The organism is Streptosporangium amethystogenes subsp. fukuiense (assembly GCF_042665875.1).
In the GTDB taxonomy this organism is placed as follows: domain Bacteria; phylum Actinomycetota; class Actinomycetes; order Streptosporangiales; family Streptosporangiaceae; genus Streptosporangium; species Streptosporangium fukuiense.
This window is the reverse complement of record NZ_JBHTEE010000001.1, coordinates 9,653,559-9,669,337: the sequence shown is the minus strand read 5'-3', so window position 1 is coordinate 9,669,337 and position 15,779 is coordinate 9,653,559. Positions and strand designations below refer to the sequence as shown.

At 70.6% G+C, this 15,779-nt stretch carries 19 protein-coding genes; 15 read left to right on the top strand and 4 right to left on the bottom strand.

Annotated elements, in window-relative coordinates:
• Nucleotide 1 precedes the first annotated feature (1 nt).
• From ACFQVD_RS42900 to ACFQVD_RS42860, 9 genes are all read left to right on the top strand, one after another.
• Nucleotides 2-958 carry a carbohydrate ABC transporter permease gene (locus ACFQVD_RS42900; RefSeq protein WP_343966886.1) on the top strand — a complete coding sequence of 319 codons (957 nt, stop codon included), beginning with the start codon at nucleotides 2-4 and terminating at the stop codon, nucleotides 956-958.
• Entirely contained in the window at nucleotides 952-1,797 is an 846-nt protein-coding gene (locus ACFQVD_RS42895; RefSeq protein ID WP_343966889.1) for a carbohydrate ABC transporter permease, read from the top strand. Before ACFQVD_RS42900 ends, ACFQVD_RS42895 begins: the two co-directional genes overlap by 7 nt.
• Nucleotides 1,794-3,803, top strand: a complete 2,010-nt coding sequence (locus ACFQVD_RS42890; RefSeq protein ID WP_343966891.1) for a beta-galactosidase — start codon at nucleotides 1,794-1,796, stop codon at nucleotides 3,801-3,803. The genes ACFQVD_RS42895 and ACFQVD_RS42890 overlap by 4 nt, the downstream gene beginning before the upstream one ends.
• Complete coding sequence (locus ACFQVD_RS42885) at nucleotides 3,800-4,537, top strand: SDR family NAD(P)-dependent oxidoreductase (RefSeq protein WP_343966893.1); 738 nt, start codon at nucleotides 3,800-3,802, stop codon at nucleotides 4,535-4,537. Before ACFQVD_RS42890 ends, ACFQVD_RS42885 begins: the two co-directional genes overlap by 4 nt.
• The gene (locus ACFQVD_RS42880; protein WP_343966895.1) at nucleotides 4,534-5,247 is read left to right on the top strand and encodes a FadR/GntR family transcriptional regulator; all 714 of its coding nucleotides are present in this window, start codon (nucleotides 4,534-4,536) and stop codon (nucleotides 5,245-5,247) included. Before ACFQVD_RS42885 ends, ACFQVD_RS42880 begins: the two co-directional genes overlap by 4 nt.
• Entirely contained in the window at nucleotides 5,244-6,389 is a 1,146-nt protein-coding gene (gene dgoD / locus ACFQVD_RS42875) for a galactonate dehydratase (RefSeq protein WP_343966897.1), read from the top strand. The genes ACFQVD_RS42880 and dgoD overlap by 4 nt, the downstream gene beginning before the upstream one ends.
• 2 nt (nucleotides 6,390-6,391) lie before the next feature.
• On the top strand, nucleotides 6,392-7,030 hold the full coding sequence (locus tag ACFQVD_RS42870) for a bifunctional 4-hydroxy-2-oxoglutarate aldolase/2-dehydro-3-deoxy-phosphogluconate aldolase (protein ID WP_343966899.1): 639 nt from the start codon (nucleotides 6,392-6,394) through the stop codon (nucleotides 7,028-7,030).
• Between the two features lie 41 nt (nucleotides 7,031-7,071).
• The gene (locus ACFQVD_RS42865) at nucleotides 7,072-8,076 is read left to right on the top strand and encodes a sugar kinase (RefSeq protein ID WP_343966901.1); all 1,005 of its coding nucleotides are present in this window, start codon (nucleotides 7,072-7,074) and stop codon (nucleotides 8,074-8,076) included.
• Nucleotides 8,077-8,153: 77 nt separating this feature from the next.
• Nucleotides 8,154-8,612, top strand: coding sequence for a PepSY domain-containing protein (locus ACFQVD_RS42860; protein WP_343966903.1), 459 nt, complete (start codon nucleotides 8,154-8,156; stop codon nucleotides 8,610-8,612).
• A 160-nt stretch (nucleotides 8,613-8,772) separates the two neighbouring features.
• Here the strand turns inward: ACFQVD_RS42860 and ACFQVD_RS42855 are convergent, their stop codons facing one another.
• Nucleotides 8,773-9,435 (bottom strand): hypothetical protein, encoded by a 663-nt coding sequence (locus ACFQVD_RS42855; protein WP_343966905.1) that lies wholly within the window; start codon nucleotides 9,433-9,435, stop codon nucleotides 8,773-8,775.
• 125 nt (nucleotides 9,436-9,560) lie between these two features.
• On the opposite strand from ACFQVD_RS42855, the gene ACFQVD_RS42850 reads away from it, so the two are divergent.
• Complete coding sequence (locus ACFQVD_RS42850; RefSeq protein ID WP_343966907.1) at nucleotides 9,561-9,773, top strand: hypothetical protein; 213 nt, start codon at nucleotides 9,561-9,563, stop codon at nucleotides 9,771-9,773.
• Between the two features lie 134 nt (nucleotides 9,774-9,907).
• The gene (locus ACFQVD_RS42845) at nucleotides 9,908-10,180 is read left to right on the top strand and encodes a hypothetical protein (RefSeq protein WP_343966910.1); all 273 of its coding nucleotides are present in this window, start codon (nucleotides 9,908-9,910) and stop codon (nucleotides 10,178-10,180) included.
• A gap of 98 nt (nucleotides 10,181-10,278) precedes the next feature.
• Here the strand turns inward: ACFQVD_RS42845 and ACFQVD_RS42840 are convergent, their stop codons facing one another.
• Nucleotides 10,279-10,908, bottom strand: coding sequence for a uridine kinase (locus tag ACFQVD_RS42840; protein WP_343966913.1), 630 nt, complete (start codon nucleotides 10,906-10,908; stop codon nucleotides 10,279-10,281).
• Nucleotides 10,909-11,202: 294 nt separating this feature from the next.
• Here ACFQVD_RS42840 and ACFQVD_RS42835 point away from each other — a divergent pair, with 294 nt between their 5' ends.
• Nucleotides 11,203-11,595 carry an isoamylase early set domain-containing protein gene (locus tag ACFQVD_RS42835; protein WP_343966915.1) on the top strand — a complete coding sequence of 131 codons (393 nt, stop codon included), beginning with the start codon at nucleotides 11,203-11,205 and terminating at the stop codon, nucleotides 11,593-11,595.
• Nucleotides 11,596-11,745: 150 nt separating this feature from the next.
• Here the strand turns inward: ACFQVD_RS42835 and ACFQVD_RS42830 are convergent, their stop codons facing one another.
• Entirely contained in the window at nucleotides 11,746-12,858 is a 1,113-nt protein-coding gene (locus tag ACFQVD_RS42830) for an acetate/propionate family kinase (protein ID WP_364148926.1), read from the bottom strand.
• 207 nt (nucleotides 12,859-13,065) lie between these two features.
• Here ACFQVD_RS42830 and ACFQVD_RS42825 point away from each other — a divergent pair, with 207 nt between their 5' ends.
• On the top strand, nucleotides 13,066-13,434 hold the full coding sequence (locus ACFQVD_RS42825; protein ID WP_343966919.1) for an STAS domain-containing protein: 369 nt from the start codon (nucleotides 13,066-13,068) through the stop codon (nucleotides 13,432-13,434).
• 66 nt (nucleotides 13,435-13,500) lie between these two features.
• Here the strand turns inward: ACFQVD_RS42825 and ACFQVD_RS42820 are convergent, their stop codons facing one another.
• The gene (locus ACFQVD_RS42820; protein WP_343966922.1) at nucleotides 13,501-13,719 is read right to left on the bottom strand and encodes an EF-hand domain-containing protein; all 219 of its coding nucleotides are present in this window, start codon (nucleotides 13,717-13,719) and stop codon (nucleotides 13,501-13,503) included.
• A 156-nt stretch (nucleotides 13,720-13,875) separates the two neighbouring features.
• On the opposite strand from ACFQVD_RS42820, the gene ACFQVD_RS42815 reads away from it, so the two are divergent.
• Both ACFQVD_RS42815 and ACFQVD_RS42810 read left to right on the top strand, forming a co-directional pair.
• A complete protein-coding gene (locus ACFQVD_RS42815) occupies nucleotides 13,876-14,358 on the top strand; it encodes a GNAT family N-acetyltransferase (RefSeq protein ID WP_343966924.1) in 483 nt (160 codons plus the stop codon).
• Between the two features lie 333 nt (nucleotides 14,359-14,691).
• Complete coding sequence (locus ACFQVD_RS42810; protein WP_343966926.1) at nucleotides 14,692-15,732, top strand: lytic polysaccharide monooxygenase auxiliary activity family 9 protein; 1,041 nt, start codon at nucleotides 14,692-14,694, stop codon at nucleotides 15,730-15,732.
• Nucleotides 15,733-15,779: the final 47 nt, after the last annotated feature.

Here is a 15,779-nt window from a genome sequence, read left to right as displayed (position 1 = left end):
GGTGACGGGGGTGCTGCAGAGGGAGACGCCGAAGGCCGGAGCGGAGGCGGACCACACGCGTCCGCGGCACCCCCGCCGCTCCCGGTCACACGTCGCGGTCTTCGTCATACCCTTCTTCGTGGTCTTCGCGCTCTTCTTTCTGGCGCCCATCGGCTACGCGGTCTACCAGAGCTTCTTCAAGCTCACCAGCAGCGGCCTCGGGCTGACCGAGCCGACCCTGGACTTCGCCGGTCTCGACAACTACGTCACCGCGCTGACCTCGCCCGCCTTCGTCGGGAGCATCGTCAGGGTGCTGCTGTTCAGCCTGATGGAAGTGCCGATCATGGTGGTCTGCGCGCTGGCGCTGGCCCTGCTCCTGGACTCCGCCCGCGCGCGCTTCCGGGCGTTCTTCCGGGTCTCCTTCTTCCTCCCCTACGGCGTGCCCGGCGTGATCGCATCCCTGCTGTGGGGCTTCCTGTACGTGCCGCAGACCAGCCCGCTGATCGACCTGCTGGCCGCGGCGGGCCTGCCACACGACTTCCTCGGTCCCGACACGGTGCTGCTGGCCATCGCCAACATCTCCACCTGGCAGTTCGCCGGCTACAACATGCTGGTGCTGATCGCCGGTCTCCAGGCCATCCCGCAGGAGCTGTACGAGGCGGCCAGGGTGGACGGCGCGAACGAGCTGCGGATCGCCTGGCATGTCAAGATCCCCCTGGTCCGTGCCCCGCTCGTCCTGATCACGGTGTTCACCCTCATCGGAACGCTCCAGCTCTTCGTCGAACCGCTGGTCCTCAAACCGCTCACCACGGCGATCAACAGCGACTACACCCCGAACCTGGCCGCGTACAACCAGGCCTTCGCGCAGAGCAACATCCACCTCGCGTCCGCGGAGGCGACGCTGATCGCGATCATGTCGTTCGTCATCTCGTTCGGGTTCCTGCGCATGGTCAACAGGAAGGGGAACCGGGCATGGTGAGGCGGATCCGTCCCTCGTCGGTCGTGGTGCTGGCCCTGCTGGGCGCGGCGGCGGTCTATTTCCTGCTGCCGGTCGTCTGGGTGCTGATCGCCGCGACGAAGAGCTCCGCCGACCTGTTCGGCACCTTCGGGCTCTGGTCGCCGGAGCCGCAGCTCGGCACCAACCTCGGCCGCCTGTTCGGCACCGAGGACGGCCTGTTCGGCCGCTGGATCCTGAACAGCTTCCTGTACGCGGGAGCCGGTGCGCTGGTCACCACCCTGCTGTCGGCCGGCGCCGGGTACGCCATGGCCAAGTATCCGTTCCCCGGCAGGGAGGTGCTGTTCAACCTGGTCCTCGCCGGGGTCCTCGTGCCCGCCACGGTGCTGGCGCTGCCGACGTACCTCATCTTCAGCGAGGTGGGGATCACCGGCACCTTCTGGTCGGTGCTGCTGCCCAGCGTCGTCAGTCCCTTCGGGGTCTATCTCGCGCGCATCCACGCCAATGCGGCGATCCCGGATGCGCTGCTGGAGGCGGCGCGGCTGGACGGCGCCGGAGAGTACCGCATCTTCTTCCGGATCGTCCTCAAGATCATGAGTCCGGCGCTCGTCACGATCTTCCTGTTCCAGTTCATCGGCGTGTGGAACAACTACTTCCTGCCCCTGGTGATGCTCTCCGACCAACGGCTCTACCCGGTCACCCTGGGCCTGGCGCAGTGGAACTCGCAGACCTTCAGGGACCCGGCCTTCTACGAGCTCACGGTCACCGGCGCGGCGGTGTCCGCGCTCCTCCTCATCCTCACCATGGCCTCGCTCCAGCGTTTCTGGCGCGCGGGCCTGACCTCAGGGAGCGTCAAGGGTTGAACAGGATCACCCACCTCTACGACCGGCTGGACGGCCTCGGCTTCGGCGCCGACTACAACCCCGAGCAGTGGCCCCCGGACGTCTGGCGCGAGGACGTCCGGCTGATGCGCGAGGCCGGGGTCAACTTCGTCACCCTGGGCATCTTCTCCTGGGCCACGGTCGAGCCCACCCCCGGCGAGTACGACTTCGGCTGGCTCGACGAGGTCATGGACCTGCTCGGCGAGGCGGGTATCGCGGTGTCCCTCGCCACCGGCACCGCGTCGCCGCCCTCCTGGCTGCCCCGGCTGCACCCGGAGACCCTGCCCGTCACCCGTGACGGCGTCACCCTGTGGCCGGGGTCGCGTCAGCACTACTGCCCCAGCTCCCCCGTCTACCGCGACGCCGCCGTGGCGCTCGCCCGGCGGCTGGCCGTCCGGTACGGCGAGCACCCGGCCCTGGCGCTCTGGCACGTCGGCAACGAGTACGGCTGCCACCTGGACGAGTGCTACTGCGAGGTCTCCGCGGCGGACTTCCGGCGCTGGCTGCGCGAGCGGTACGGCGACCTCGACGCGCTGAACACCGCCTGGTCGACGACCTTCTGGAGCCAGCGCGTCACCGACTGGGCCGAGGTGCACCCGCCCAGGACGGCCCCGACGCTGACCAACCCCGCCCAGGAGCTCGACTTCCGGCGCTTCAGCTCCGACGCCCTGCTCGCCTGCTACCGGGCCGAGCGCGAGGCGCTGCTGGAACTGACCCCCGGCGTCCCGGTGACGACCAATGTCATGGGCCTGTGGCGGTCCGTCGACTACTTCTCGTGGGCCGCCGAGTTCGACATCGTGGCGCTGGACATCTACCCCGAGCCCAAGGACCCCCGGGCCCACGTCGACGCGGCGCTCTTCCACGACCTGATGCGCTCGCTGCGCGGCGGGCAGCCGTACCTGATGATGGAGAGCGCGGCGGGAGCGATCAGCTACCGGCCGCCGAACCGGCCCAAGCACACCGGTCTGAACCGGCTCTGGAGCCACCAGGCGCTGGCGCGGGGCGCCGACGCGGTCATGTACTTCCAGTGGCGCGCCTCCGCGGGCGGCGCCGAGAAGTTCCACTCGGCGATCGTCTCGCACGGCGGAACCGACAACCGGATCTTCCGCGAGGTCACCGCACTGGGGGCCGAGCTCGGCGAACTGCGCGACGTGACGGGCTCACGGGTCCACGCCGACGTGGCGATCGTGCACGACTGGGCGAACTGGTGGGCCCTCGAACTGGACGCCAGACCCGGGGAGCTGAAGCTGCCCGAGCGGCTGCGCGCGCACTACACGCCGCTCTGGCGGGAGAACGTCACCGCGGACGTGGTGCCGCCGGACTCCGACCTGTCGGGCTACCGGCTGGTGGTCGTGCCCAACCTCTATCTGTGCTCGGACGCCGCCGCGGCGAACCTCCGCGAGTACGTGCGGGCGGGCGGGCACCTGCTGGTGTCCTTCTTCAGCGGCATCGCCGACGAGTGCGACCGGGTACGCCTCGGCGGCTACCCGGGGGCACTGCGCGAACCGCTCGGACTGCGGATCGAGGAGTTCTGGCCGCTGAGCGAAGGCGAGCGCGTCAAGCTGGTCCCGGGCGGCCCGGAAGACCGGGAAGGCACCGGGAACGCCGGAGGCTTCGGGGGGACGGCCGACCTGTGGGCCGACCACATCGTGCCGGAGGGCGCGAGTGAGCTCGCCGCCTACGCTGACGGACCGCTGGCCGGGCTGCCCGCGGTCACCCGGCACACCTTCGGCTCGGGCACCGCGACCTACCTGGGCACCCGCCCCGACGAGGACACCATGCGCGAACTGGTCCGCGACGCGCTCCGCCTGGCCGAGGTCTCCCCCGTCCTGCCGAACCTCCCCGACGGCGTCGAGGCGGTGGCGCGGGTCGCCGGAGACGGCCGCCGATTCCTGTTCCTGCTCAACCACGGAGACCGTCCGGTACACGCCGCGGGTGTCGAGCTGGCGCCCCACGACGTCACGGTGATCCGCCAGGAGGACGCGTGACGGGCCGCTTCGCCGACAGGAGCGCCGTGGTGACCGGAGGCGCGTCGGGCATCGGCGCGGCGACCGCCAGGCAGCTGTCCACCGAGGGCGCTTCCGTGCTGGTCGTCGACGTGTCCGAGGCCGGGGAGGCGCTGGTCGCCGAACTGCGCGCGGCGGGTGGCGAGGCCACCTTCCTGGCGGGCGACGTGAGCCGCGAGGAGACCTGGGACCGCATCGCCGGACGGGGACCGATCGACGTGGTCGTCAGCAACGCGTACACCGTCGAGGTGGCGCCCGCGCACGAGACGTCGCTCGACTCGTGGAACCGGCAGATCGGTGTCAGCCTCACCGGGACCTTCCTGGCCGCCCGCCGGCTGTTGCCCGATCTTGCTCGCACCGGTGGCGCCATGGTAATCACCTCATCGGTACACGCTCTCGTCGGGCTTCCCGGACATCCCGCCTACGCGGCGGCGAAGGGCGGGTTGACGGCGCTCACCCGGCAGCTCGCGGTGGAGTACGGCCCGGCCGTACGCGTCAACTGCGTCATCCCCGGGCCGATCATGACCCCGGCCTGGGACCGGGTCGACGAGGAGGGCCGTGCCGGCAGTGTCAGGGCGACCGTGCTACAGAGGTTCGGCTCGCCCGAGGAGGTCGCCTCGGTCATCTCCTTCCTGGCGTCGTCCGAGGCCTCGTTCGTCACGGGCGCGTCGCTGGTCGTCGACGGCGGATGGAGCATAGTGAAGGACTCGGCATGATGGCTGTGTACAGCGGACGGGGCCTCCACGGACAGACCGTCGAGGCGATCGCCGCGATGATCTTCAGCGGTGAGTGCCGCGAGGGCGACCCCCTCGACGTGTCCGTCCTGCAGGACAGGCTCGGCGTCAGCTCGACCGCGCTGCGCGAGGCGATGAAGGTCCTCACCGCCAAGGGGCTCATCTCCGCCCGGCCCAAGCTGGGCACGTACGTGCGTCCGCGTTCCGACTGGAACCTGCTCGACGGCGACGTGATCCGGTGGAAGTTCGCCGGCCGCCCCGACCACGGCTTCCTGCGCGACCTGCATGAGCTGCGGGCCATCGTCGAGCCGCCGGTCGCCCGCCTGGCGGCGCTGCGCCGTACCCCCGGGCAGCTGGAGGAACTGCAGGCCGCGCTGGACCGGATGGCCGAGGCGGGGGACGCGGGCGATCCCGGCGCCGTCGTCGAGGCCGACCTGCTCTTCCACCGCGCGCTGCTCGCGGCGGGCGGCAACGAGCTGCTGGTACGCATGGAGGTCGTGATGGGCGCCGGGCTCGCCGGGCGCGACCGGCTCGTCCACGGCTCCCGCGACAGCGACGACCCGGTGCCCAGCCACCTGGCGGTTCTCGACGCCGTCAGGGCCGCCGACGAGGCCGCGGCCGAGGCCGCGATGCGGGATCTGCTGGCCAAGGCGTGGAACGACGTCGAACGGCTACACCTGGAGGGAAAGTGAAGATCGAGAGGATCGAGACGTTCCTCGTCCCTCCGCGCTGGCTGTTCTGCCGGGTGGAGACCGACGACGGCGTCGTCGGCTGGGGGGAGCCCGTCGTCGAGGGCAGGGCCGAGGTCGTGCGGGCGGCGGTCGAGGTCCTCGGTGAACACCTGCTCGGCCAGGACCCGTTGCGGATCGAAGACCACTGGCAGGTGCTGACCAAGGGGGGCTTCTACCGGGGTGGTCCCGTGCTGTCGAGCGCGGTGGCCGGGCTCGACCAGGCGCTGTGGGACATCGCGGGCAAGCACTACGGGGCGCCGGTGCACGCGCTACTGGGCGGACCGGTCAGGGACCGTGTCCGGGCGTACGCGTGGGTCGGCGGCGATGACCCCGGCGAGCTGCGCGAGGCGATCGAGAAGCAGGTCGAGGCCGGGTTCACCGCCATCAAGATGAACGGGTCCGGCCTGATGGACCGGTCGATCGGCGCGGCGGGCCTGGCCGCCGTCGTCGAGCGCGCCGAGGTCGCCAGGGCGACGCTCGGCACCTCCCGTGACTTCGCCGTCGACCTGCACGGCCGCGCCGGAACGGCCAGCGCACGGCGGATCATCGCCGCGATCGCCGACCTGCACCCCATGTTCGTCGAGGAGCCGCTGGCGCCGGAGTACCTGCACCGGCTCGGCGAGCTCACCGCGTCGACCGAGGTGCCCATCGCGCTCGGCGAGCGCCTGTACTCCCGTTCCGACTTCCTGCCCGTGCTGGGCTCCGGGCTCGCCGTGGCACAGCCCGACCTCTCCCACGCGGGCGGCATCTCCGAGGTACGGCGCATCGCCTCGCTCGCCGAGACGTTCGACGTACAGCTCGCGCCGCACTGCCCGCTCGGGCCGATCGCACTGGCCGCCAGCCTCCAGGTGGCCTTCGCCACGCCGAACTTCCTCATCCAGGAGCAGAGCGCCGGCATCCACTACAACGAGGGCGCGGAGCTGCTCGACTACGTCCTCGACCCCACGCCGTTCGCCTTCGTTCAGGGGTACGCCCACCGCACCCCGCTGCCCGGCCTCGGCGTGACGGTCGACGAGCAGGCGGTACGGCGGGCGGACAAGCGGCCCCACGCGTGGCGCAACCCGCTGTGGCGGCACGACGACGGTTCGATGGCGGAGTGGTGATCATGGAATTCCCGGAAACGGCCCGCCTCCTCGAACTGCTCCGGGAGCGGCGCCTGCTGGCCATCGTCCGGGGCCGCGACCCGGAGGGCTCGTTCCGCACGGCGTACGCGCTCGTCGAGGAGGGGATCGACGTCCTGGAGGTGTCGCTCACCGGCACCGGGGCGCTCGACGTCATCGCCCGGGTACGTGCCGAGTTCGGAGACGCCGTGGTCCTCGGCGCCGGAACCGTGCTGACCGCTGCCGACGCGGACGCCGCCGCCTCGGCCGGAGCGGGCTTCGCGGTGACCCCCGCCATGGGCGAAGGGACGGCCCACGCCATCGAGCTGGGCCTTCCCACCCTGATCGGCGCGATGACGCCGACCGAGGTGTGGAACGCGACGACCGCCGGAGCGACCGCCGTCAAGGTGTTCCCCGCCTCCGTGGGCGGACCCGGCTACCTCTCCGCGCTGCTCGACCCCTTTCCCGGTGTGCCGCTCGTGCCGGTCGGCGGCGTGCGCGCCGACCAGGTCCGCCCCTACCTCGACGCCGGGGCCGTGGCCGTCGGGGTGGGCTCTCCCCTGGTCGGCGACGCCCCGCACGGAGGCGATCTGGCCGCGCTGCGGGAACGCGCCCGCGGCTTCCTGAAAGCGGTGCGGCCTTGACACTCGATGAGACCCGACGGCCTGCCGGAGGCGGTGAACCGGTGACGACACCGGACGGGAACGGCGGGCGGCACATGATCGACGTGCTGACCGTCGGAGAGGCGATGGCCTCCCTGCACGGTGCGGGTCCGCTCCGTCTCGGGGGCAGCCTCGGGCTCTCGGTCGCCGGGGCGGAGGCGAACGTGGCGATCGGGCTGGCCAGGCTCGGCCACACCGCCCGCTGGGCGGGCGTGATCGGAGCCGACGAGCTCGGGCTACTGGTGCTGCGCACGCTGCGGGCCGAGGCCGTCGACGTCCGCGCGGTCCGGGTCGACCCCGAGCACCCGACGGGCCTGCTCATTCAGGAGAACCGGATCGGCGACGTCGCCCGTGTCCACTACTACCGGTCTGGATCGGCCGGATCGCGGTTGAACCCCGCCGATGTGGCGGCCGCGCTGACCTCTGACGGACGCGGGGGCTCGGGCGGGGACGGTGAGGTGGGCGGGGGGACGCCGAGGGTGTTGCACGTCACCGGCATCACCCCCGCACTCGGCCCGGAGCCCCGGGCCGCGATCGAACACGCCGTGCGGCGGGCCCGCGAGCTCGGCGCGCGCGTGTGCCTCGACGTCAACCACCGCGCCCGGCTGTGGGACACCACGGAGGCGTCGGCCGTGCTGGGCGGCCTGCTGCCGTACGTGGACGTGCTGGTCGCCTCGGACGGCGAGCTGGCGCTCGTCGTGTCCGGCGGTGCCGAGGGCGCGCTCCTGGCGGGGGTGGATGAGGTGGTCGTCAAGCACGGGGCGGCGGGTGCCGAGGTCTGGACGGCCGACGACCGTGTCGCGCTGCCCGCCCGTCCGGTCCCGGTGGCGAGCACGATCGGTGCGGGGGACGCCTTCGTGGCCGGTTACCTCTCCGGGCTGCTGGACGGCCTGCCGCCGGCGGGCCGCCTGGACCGCGGCGTCACCCTGGGTGCGTTCGCGGTGGCGACCCACGGCGACTGGCACGGCCTGCCGACCCGCGAGGAACTCGGCCTGCTCTCCCTCGCGGCGGGCGAAACCGTCCGCTGAACCGACCGGCGGGCCTTAACCTGCTTTTAGGGTTGGCGCAGCGTGCCACTAACGGGGCACCCGGCAGGCTCGTGGGCATGCGAAACACTACGAAACTCACCATCGCCGCCACCGGACTTCTCGCCGTCATCGCCGGAGGCGGCGCGGTCGCCTCCGCCGGAACCCTGACCCCCACCCCGGCCCCCAGCGGCACCGCGACGACTCCCGCCCCGGTGAACCCGACGTCCGGCACCGAGAGCACCCCCGCGCCCGGCGAGGCGGAGGCCAAGATCTCGCGGGACGAGGCCGTCAGGATCGCTCAGCAGAAGGTGCCCGGCGCCAAGCTCGTCAAAATCGAGTTCGACGGCGACGAGACTCCCGCCAACTGGGAGGTCGAACTCCGCGAAGGCGATGTCGAGCACGACTTCGACATCGACGCCACCACCGGCGCGATCCTGGAGCAGGACCGGGAGACCGCGGACGACGACGCCGACGACAGGGACGACCGGGACGACCACGACGACCACGACGACCACGACGACCGGGACGATGACTGACCGGCCGGCCGGTGTTGAGGAGCCCGTGGCGCCCCGGTGTCACGGGCTCCCCTGCCGAAGGGCCGCGGGGCACGGCCCTCGACACCCCGCCCGACGTCCTCGGCGACGCCTTCCAGAGGTGCCCCCTGCCCGGTGAGGGCCGCCGCGGAGAACGCGGCCGTCAGCGCCGCCGCACCCGGTAGGCCAGCGCCGCGAGGGCGGTGACCCCCAGGAGCCCCGCGACCAGGTACGAGGGCCGCCACCAGGAGCCGCGCTCCATGACCGCCACGGTGGTCGTACCGCCGGGCGAACCCCCCGCGGGCACCGCCGCCGGGGTGGCGACGGGTGTGGCGGGAGCGCCGGAGGCGGGATCGCCCAGGGGGACGGCCGGCGGCCGGATCGCCCCCCAGTGCTCCTGCGGCGGCTGGGCGGCGATCGACTGCCTGAGCTCACTGGGAACCGGGGCGATCTCCAGCCCTCCCGGCACGGTGAGGGTGCCGATCCGGTATGGCGCGAACCAGCCCTGGACGGCCTCCACCTCCCACGTTCCCTTGGGCAGCGAGATCGCGGCGGCGTAGTGGGCGGGCTCCGTCAGCTCCACCCCGACGAACTTGAGGTTCTTCTTCCCGTCGGTGAACCTCAGCGCGACCTCACCCAGGTCGTCGCCCAGGTACGGGTGGGTGCCGTGCTGGAGCAGCCAGAAGCCGAGCGTGTACGTCGTGTCCGGGTCCGTCTTCGCGGGAACCGGGTCCATCACGGTGATCGCCCAGCCTCCGGCCCTCGCCGGTGCGGCCAGGGTCAGCAGGGGAACGATGAACGCCAGGAGGACAAGGATTCGTCTCATGCGGGAGGTACACCGGCCGGTCCGGTCAGGTTCCCGTCACCGGGCGGGCGCGAGGTGGGAGCGGCGGACCCGGCGAGGCGGCCGCGGCCGGGAGTCGAGGCCGAAAGCAGGGGTATGGACAGCAGATGAGCCTTCAGGAAGAACTGCGGCAGGTCGAAGAGGATCTGGAGAGACTGCGTAGCGAGGTCGCCGAGATGCGCAGGCAGGTCGGAGAGCTCGGCCCCACCGACCCCGTCGAACGATCAATGATGATCAACCAGGCCGACGAGCAGGAGATCCTCGTCAACGAGCTCGACGCCAGGCGCGAAGACCTCCTCAAGCGCATCGGCAAGGAGTGAACGGCACGACGGAACCCCCGACACCAAGAGGCCCCTACCTGTGATTCGTCACATTTGGTTATCTCTGACTTCCCAGGGTAACCATAACAGCGAACCACCATCAGGGGGATGAAATGATCAGTACGCTTCACAAAATGGGCGTGAAGTCCAACGCGATGTACATCGCTGGGATCGCCTCGGTCGGCCTGTCCTTCGCGGCGTGGCTGGCATCGAGTTCGGCGGAGAAGGCAGGCATCGACCGGGCGGACCGGTGGGGGATCTTCATCGGCGAGTGGGCGCCCACCTTCTTCGGGATCGGGATCGCGCTGCGCATGGAGGAGACCCGCGACGAGATGCGGCCGACGGAGCAGGAGATGCTGCACGGCACGTATGCCGAGGGCAGGATGCCCTCGCGCGCGGGTGTCTAGCGGCGCTGCCGGATGATCGAAGGCGGGGCGCGTCCTTCCGGGACGCGCCCCGCCTTCGTACCCGGCCCACCTGTCGCCCCGTCCTGCCGAAAGACCGGTCACGGCGCTGTGACCAGGGCCGGATGTCTCGGGTCGTCGACGCGGACGACCAGGTCGGCGACCCGCGCCGGTGCGACCTCCGCCTCGTAGCGCGCGTAGGCGGGCAGCGTCCAGCGCTCCTCGTCCGGGGTGCGCCGGGCGAGCGCGCCCGGTGAGAGCCTCAGGTGCACGGTCAGGTCGAACGGCAGCCCCCTGCCCAGCAGCAGGGGGCCGGCCAGCAGCAGCACCCCACCCGGGGCGACGGTGACGTAGGGCGCACGGGTGGCCCGATCGATCGTGCTGTCCCACAGCGTGGGCAGCACCTTCCCCGACCGGCCGGGAGCGAGCGGCCCCAGAACCTCGCGGACCAGCCCTTTGTAGTCGAACCAGTCGGTGTAGAAGGATTCAGGATCGGTCCTGCCGTACTCGAAACGGAGCGAGGCCGGGCGCAGGAAGTCGGCGGAGAGGACACGGAGCACCTCCCGGCCGCGGAGCCGGAGCGGGTCGACCAGCGCGTCGGCGAGATCCCCGGGCCGCGCCGCCGGCGCTCCGTCGAGCGCGACGCGCACCCAGGAGTCGCGGGGCTCCGCGTCCACCCGGTCCGCGACTTCCTCCACCAGTGACGACGGCGAGATCGGCGTTATGTCCACTCCACCATCCTGGCCGACACCCGACCTGTCCCCGACCGTTGATCGGCCGACGGCCATGCCCGGGTCAAGGTCGGACGTGATGCCGATCAAAAGTCGGCCTGCCCGGGTTGTCCCGCCGCTACCGGCGGTAACGATCCATATGGGATCGACGGCTCGGCCGTGACCGGGCGTCGGCCTCCCGGTCGCGTCACGTCCCTGTCGGCGCGGCCCGGTGGTTGGCGTGATCTTCACGTCTTTCCGCAACCGAGATCACGGCACGTTACGCACGGAGACAGTGATGTCAGGAGGATTTCAGTGATCAAGCGCGGTAAGCCGACCAAGAACGGCCAGGTCAAGCTGACTTTCACCATAACGGACGGCCCGGCCAGGGGAGGGGTTTCACTGGTCGGCGACTTCAACGGCTGGGACCCCTACGCCCACCCCATGCAACGCAAGGAGAACGGCACCTACCAGGTGAGCCTGACCGTCCCCGCACGGCAGCCCATCCGTTTCCGCTATCTCGCGGACGGCGGCGTGTGGTTCGACGACGCCGACGCCGATCACCACGACGAGCACGGCGGCCGGATCAACCCGGTGGACGTCCAGGAGGCGCCGGAAGGAATCACCTCGGCGCCCGGCGTCGGCAAGCCGATGCGGCAGACGCTCACGGCGGGACAGCCGGTCACGAACTCGGTATCCGCCTCGTAAGGCCTGGCAACAACCACGCATGGAACGGGATCCCGCTCACGGGACAGACCGTTGCGCCGTCTCCGCGATCATCGGGGTGACCTGCCCCTTCCCGTCCCTGCGAGGGCGTGAAAAGGCAGGCCGCCCCGCCCGCGGACGGTGACCGGGTTCTCACGGACGGCCGCCGAGCACGCCGAGGGTGTCGCGGGCGAGTTGAAGCTCCTCTCTCGGACGGATCCCCAGCACGGGCACGGGTACGCCGGGTGCGCTGACCATCCCGTCGACGTCGAGGTCGGTGCGGACGGGCGGCTCGACCCCGAGCAGCGCGAGCCCGCGGCAGACGGCTTCGCGGACCTCCGGCTGATCCCAGCCGATCTCCCCGGTGAAGACGAGCGCGTCCAGCCGGTCCAGGCTCGTCGCGGCCGCGGCGATCTCCCGGCTCACCCGGTACGCGAACACCTCCAGGGCCAGGGCCGCGGCGGGATCGCCGGAGGCGACCAGTTCCCGGGTGTCGCCCGACTTCCCGCCCGAGAGTCCGAGCAGTCCCGACCGGTGTTCCAGGCCGTCGCGCAGCTCGTCGAGTGTGAGCCGGGAACCGGACAGCAGCCAGAGCAGCATGCCGGGGTCGACGCTCCCCGAACGCGTGCTCATCGGCACTCCCTCCAGCGGGGTGAACCCCATCGAGGTGTCCACGCTGCGGCCCTCGCGTACCGCGCACACCGAGGAGCCTCCGCCGAGGTGGGTCAGGACGACCTGGAGTGCGCGAACGGGCCGGTCGAGCAGTTCCGCGGCCCGCCCCAGCGCCCAGGCGTAGGACAGGCCGTGGAAGCCGTAGCGGCGCAGGCCGTACCGGCTCCTCCACCGCGCGGGCAGCGCGTAGGTGGCGGCGCGGTCCGGAAGCGCGGCGTGGAAGGCGGTGTCGGGGCAGAGCACGTGCGGGAGGCCGGGCAGCCGGCGCCGGGCGGCCTCGACGAGCGCGAGCGCGGGCGGCACGTGCAGCGGGGCCAGGTCCGCGTACTTTCCCACCGCGTCCAGCACATCGTCATCGACGACCGTCGGCCTCCGTACGGCCTCGCCGCCGTGTACCAGCCGGTGGCCGACCGCGGCGAGGTCTCCGTCCGGAGTGTCGGCGAGGAAGTCCCCGATCGTCCGCTCCGCCGCCCCGGAGTCGGGACTCCGCTCGCTGTGCTCGGTGCGCAGGACCTCGCCGTCGCGGACGAGGTGAAGCTGGAGGCTCGACGATCCCGCGTTGACGGTGAGCACTGCCAGTCCTTTGGTTCCCATTTTCCCGGCCTGCCCTGGAGGGGGACGGGCAAACGGCGCCTCCCCGAGCCGGTCCGCTTCGCGTCGGGCGCCGTCCTGACATCCGCCGTTTCACGGTCACCCGTTGAACTGTCACAAGCCACGGGCGTACGGTGGTGTCATTGGCACCGGTCCTTGCACGGCTCCCGACAGGGCGCTGTCTCCAACTGCCGTAGACAGCGGGGCGATATGACTCGGCTTTCCGTCACCGTGGACGCGCGTCCGCAGTTCTCCGTAGTGACCCTGATCGGCGATCTGGACAAATCATCGGCTCCACTGCTGGAGGAGAGGATCGCGGAGTTCATGAGGCGGGGTCATGTCTGCCTGGTCGTCGACACGACGGAGCTGGGATTCTGCGACTCCACGGGCATCTGGGTGCTGTTGACGAGCCTGCGGCGCGCCTACGAGCGGAAGGGCTGGCTGCGTCTCGTCGGCGTGCACGGATTCCTCGGCCGCCTGCTCGATCTGACCAAACTGCGAGACGCGTTTCCCATCGCCTCCACGGTCGAGGAGTCGGTGCACGAACTCTCCGGTGGGAGCGTCATCGCCTCCCGCTGATTCCCGGACGCCCTCCGGTGATCGGCCCTGGGCACGCCCGCTCTCCGAGGAGAGCGGGCGGGCGGATCAGCCGCGGTAGACCAGGCGAACGAACTCCTCGAACGAGAAGCGACCGTCGCCGTCGGAGTCACCGACCCGGTTCAGTGACCCGATGGCCTCCGCGGGCAGGTCGGGGAAGTGCCCGCGGAACTCCGCCTCCGTGACGAATCCGTCACCGTCGGCGTCGATGGCCGCGAACGCCTGCCTGAGTTCCGCCAACCGCTCCCCCGTGGGCTCTGTCGACATGGTGACCCGCCTCTCTCAACGACCCGCACTTCGATCAGCAGCCAACTTACGGGAGGAGCCACTCACACAGCTACACCGCCACATATGTCATGTTTTATTATCAAAAATCCGCTTTGCTGGCGCAGTCCCTCCGTACCCCGCGCCTAGACTGCGAGCATGATTCGCCCCGCAACACCGGATGACATTCCGACGATCATCGACATGATCCACGGCCTCGCGGAGTACGAGAAGGCCCCGGATCAGGTCAAGAACACCCCGGACCTGCTCCGTGAGGCGCTCTTCCGCCCCTCCCCCAGCGTTTTCTGCCACATGGCCACCGACGGGGACAGGGCCACGGGGTTCGCGATCTGGTTCGTCTCCTACTCCACCTGGACCGGCACGCACGGGGTCTACCTCGAAGATCTCTTCGTCCGCCCCGAGCACCGGCGTGGCGGGTACGGCAGGGAACTGCTCACCGAACTGGCCCGTATCTGCGTGGAGCGCGGCTACGACCGGTTCGAGTGGTCGGTGCTCGACTGGAACGCCCCCGCCATCGACTTCTACCGGTCGCTCGGTGCGGAACCGCAAGACGAGTGGGACAGGTACCGGCTCGCGGGCCCCGCGCTCGAAAAGCTCGCCACGACGGAGAGAAAGCGGTAGCCACACCGGGTTCGTCCTCGCCGCCAAGACCGGCCGGAACACCATTCCGGCCGGTCTTGGCGTTTTTCGCGTGGCATTCCCCGAACCATCGGAAGCCCTCGCGTGAAAACCTCACCGGAACACGCTCGGACTGTGAACCTTTCATCTCGCGGAACCGCCGTTCACCCCTCCGACCTGCTACGACAGCCTGTCCTCGAACCCGTGGAAAGGCACTCCGTTTACACCCCGGGATCGACGACCTAGAGTCCGTCTCGCGTGGGCGCCTCACCGCCATTGATCAACTACTCGTCACCCCTCGAAAGGGAGGGTAATTCTGTGAGTAAATGGCGAAGTATGGCCATCGCCAGTGTGGCCACATTAATGACCGCACTGCTCGCCGTCGTCCTCGTTCCCCAGTCGGCCTCGGCGCACGGCGCCATGATGACGCCTGGCAGCCGGACCTTTTTCTGCTGGCAGGACGGCCTGTCCCCGCAGGGGAACATCGTGCCCATCAACCCGGCCTGCTCGGCGGCGGTGGCCCAGAGCGGGGCCAACTCGCTCTACAACTGGTTCAGTGTGCTGCGCTCCGACGGCGCCGGGCGGACCCAGGGGTTCATCCCGGACGGACAGGCGTGCAGCGGCGGCAACCCCGGCTACAGCGGGTATGACCTGCCGAACGCCGACTGGCCGGTGACGCACCTGACCTCGGGCGCGCAGATCCAGTTCAAGTACAACAAGTGGGCCGCCCACCCCGGCTGGTTCTACCTCTACATCACCAAGGACGGCTGGAACCCCAACCGGGCACTGACCTGGGGTGACCTGGAGAGCACGCCCTTCCACACCGCCGACCACCCGCAGAGCGTCGGCTCGCCGGGCACCAACGACGCCCACTACTACTGGAACGCCACGCTGCCCTCGAACAAGACGGGCCGCCACATCATCTACTCGGTGTGGAAGCGCTCCGACTCGGCCGAGACCTTCTACAACTGCTCCGACGTGGTCTTCGACGGCGGCAACGGCGAGGTGACCGGTGTCGGCCGGGCGGGCCCCAGCCCCCAGCCGACCGTGACGCCGACCGTGACGCCGCCGCCGGGGAACGCGGCGTGCACCGCCTCCTACAAGACCGTCAGCTCCTGGTCGGGCGGCTTCCAGGCCGAGGTGACCGTGAGCAACCCGGGTTCCGCCGCCATCAACGGCTGGACCGCGACGTGGACGCTCGGCAGCGGCAGCACCATCAACAGCCTGTGGAACGGCACGCACACCACATCGGGGTCCACGGTCACGGCCAAGAACGCCGACTGGAACCGCACGATAGCGGCCGGAGGCTCGACCACCTTCGGGTTCACCGCCTCGGGCACCAGCGGCTCCCCGACCGTCACCTGTACCAGCCCATAACGGGACATGGTCCCGCCGGTGCCCCGACGGGCGCCGGCGGGACCACA

What these genes read in the sequence shown, in the direction of transcription:
- ACFQVD_RS42895 (WP_343966889.1), top strand. Translation starts at nt 952, where the DNA reads ATGGTGAGGCGGATCCGTCCCTCGTCGGTCGTGGTGCTGGCCCTGCTG.
- ACFQVD_RS42880 (WP_343966895.1), top strand. Translation starts at nt 4,534, where the DNA reads ATGATGGCTGTGTACAGCGGACGGGGCCTCCACGGACAGACCGTCGAG.
- ACFQVD_RS42870 (WP_343966899.1), top strand. Translation starts at nt 6,392, where the DNA reads ATGGAATTCCCGGAAACGGCCCGCCTCCTCGAACTGCTCCGGGAGCGG.
- ACFQVD_RS42860 (WP_343966903.1), top strand. Translation starts at nt 8,154, where the DNA reads ATGCGAAACACTACGAAACTCACCATCGCCGCCACCGGACTTCTCGCC.
- ACFQVD_RS42855 (WP_343966905.1), bottom strand. Translation starts at nt 9,435, where the DNA reads ATGAGACGAATCCTTGTCCTCCTGGCGTTCATCGTTCCCCTGCTGACC.
- ACFQVD_RS42850 (WP_343966907.1), top strand. Translation starts at nt 9,561, where the DNA reads ATGAGCCTTCAGGAAGAACTGCGGCAGGTCGAAGAGGATCTGGAGAGA.
- ACFQVD_RS42845 (WP_343966910.1), top strand. Translation starts at nt 9,908, where the DNA reads ATGGGCGTGAAGTCCAACGCGATGTACATCGCTGGGATCGCCTCGGTC.
- ACFQVD_RS42830 (WP_364148926.1), bottom strand. Translation starts at nt 12,858, where the DNA reads ATGGGAACCAAAGGACTGGCAGTGCTCACCGTCAACGCGGGATCGTCG.
- ACFQVD_RS42825 (WP_343966919.1), top strand. Translation starts at nt 13,066, where the DNA reads ATGACTCGGCTTTCCGTCACCGTGGACGCGCGTCCGCAGTTCTCCGTA.
- ACFQVD_RS42820 (WP_343966922.1), bottom strand. Translation starts at nt 13,719, where the DNA reads ATGTCGACAGAGCCCACGGGGGAGCGGTTGGCGGAACTCAGGCAGGCG.
- ACFQVD_RS42815 (WP_343966924.1), top strand. Translation starts at nt 13,876, where the DNA reads ATGATTCGCCCCGCAACACCGGATGACATTCCGACGATCATCGACATG.
- ACFQVD_RS42810 (WP_343966926.1), top strand. Translation starts at nt 14,692, where the DNA reads ATGGCCATCGCCAGTGTGGCCACATTAATGACCGCACTGCTCGCCGTC.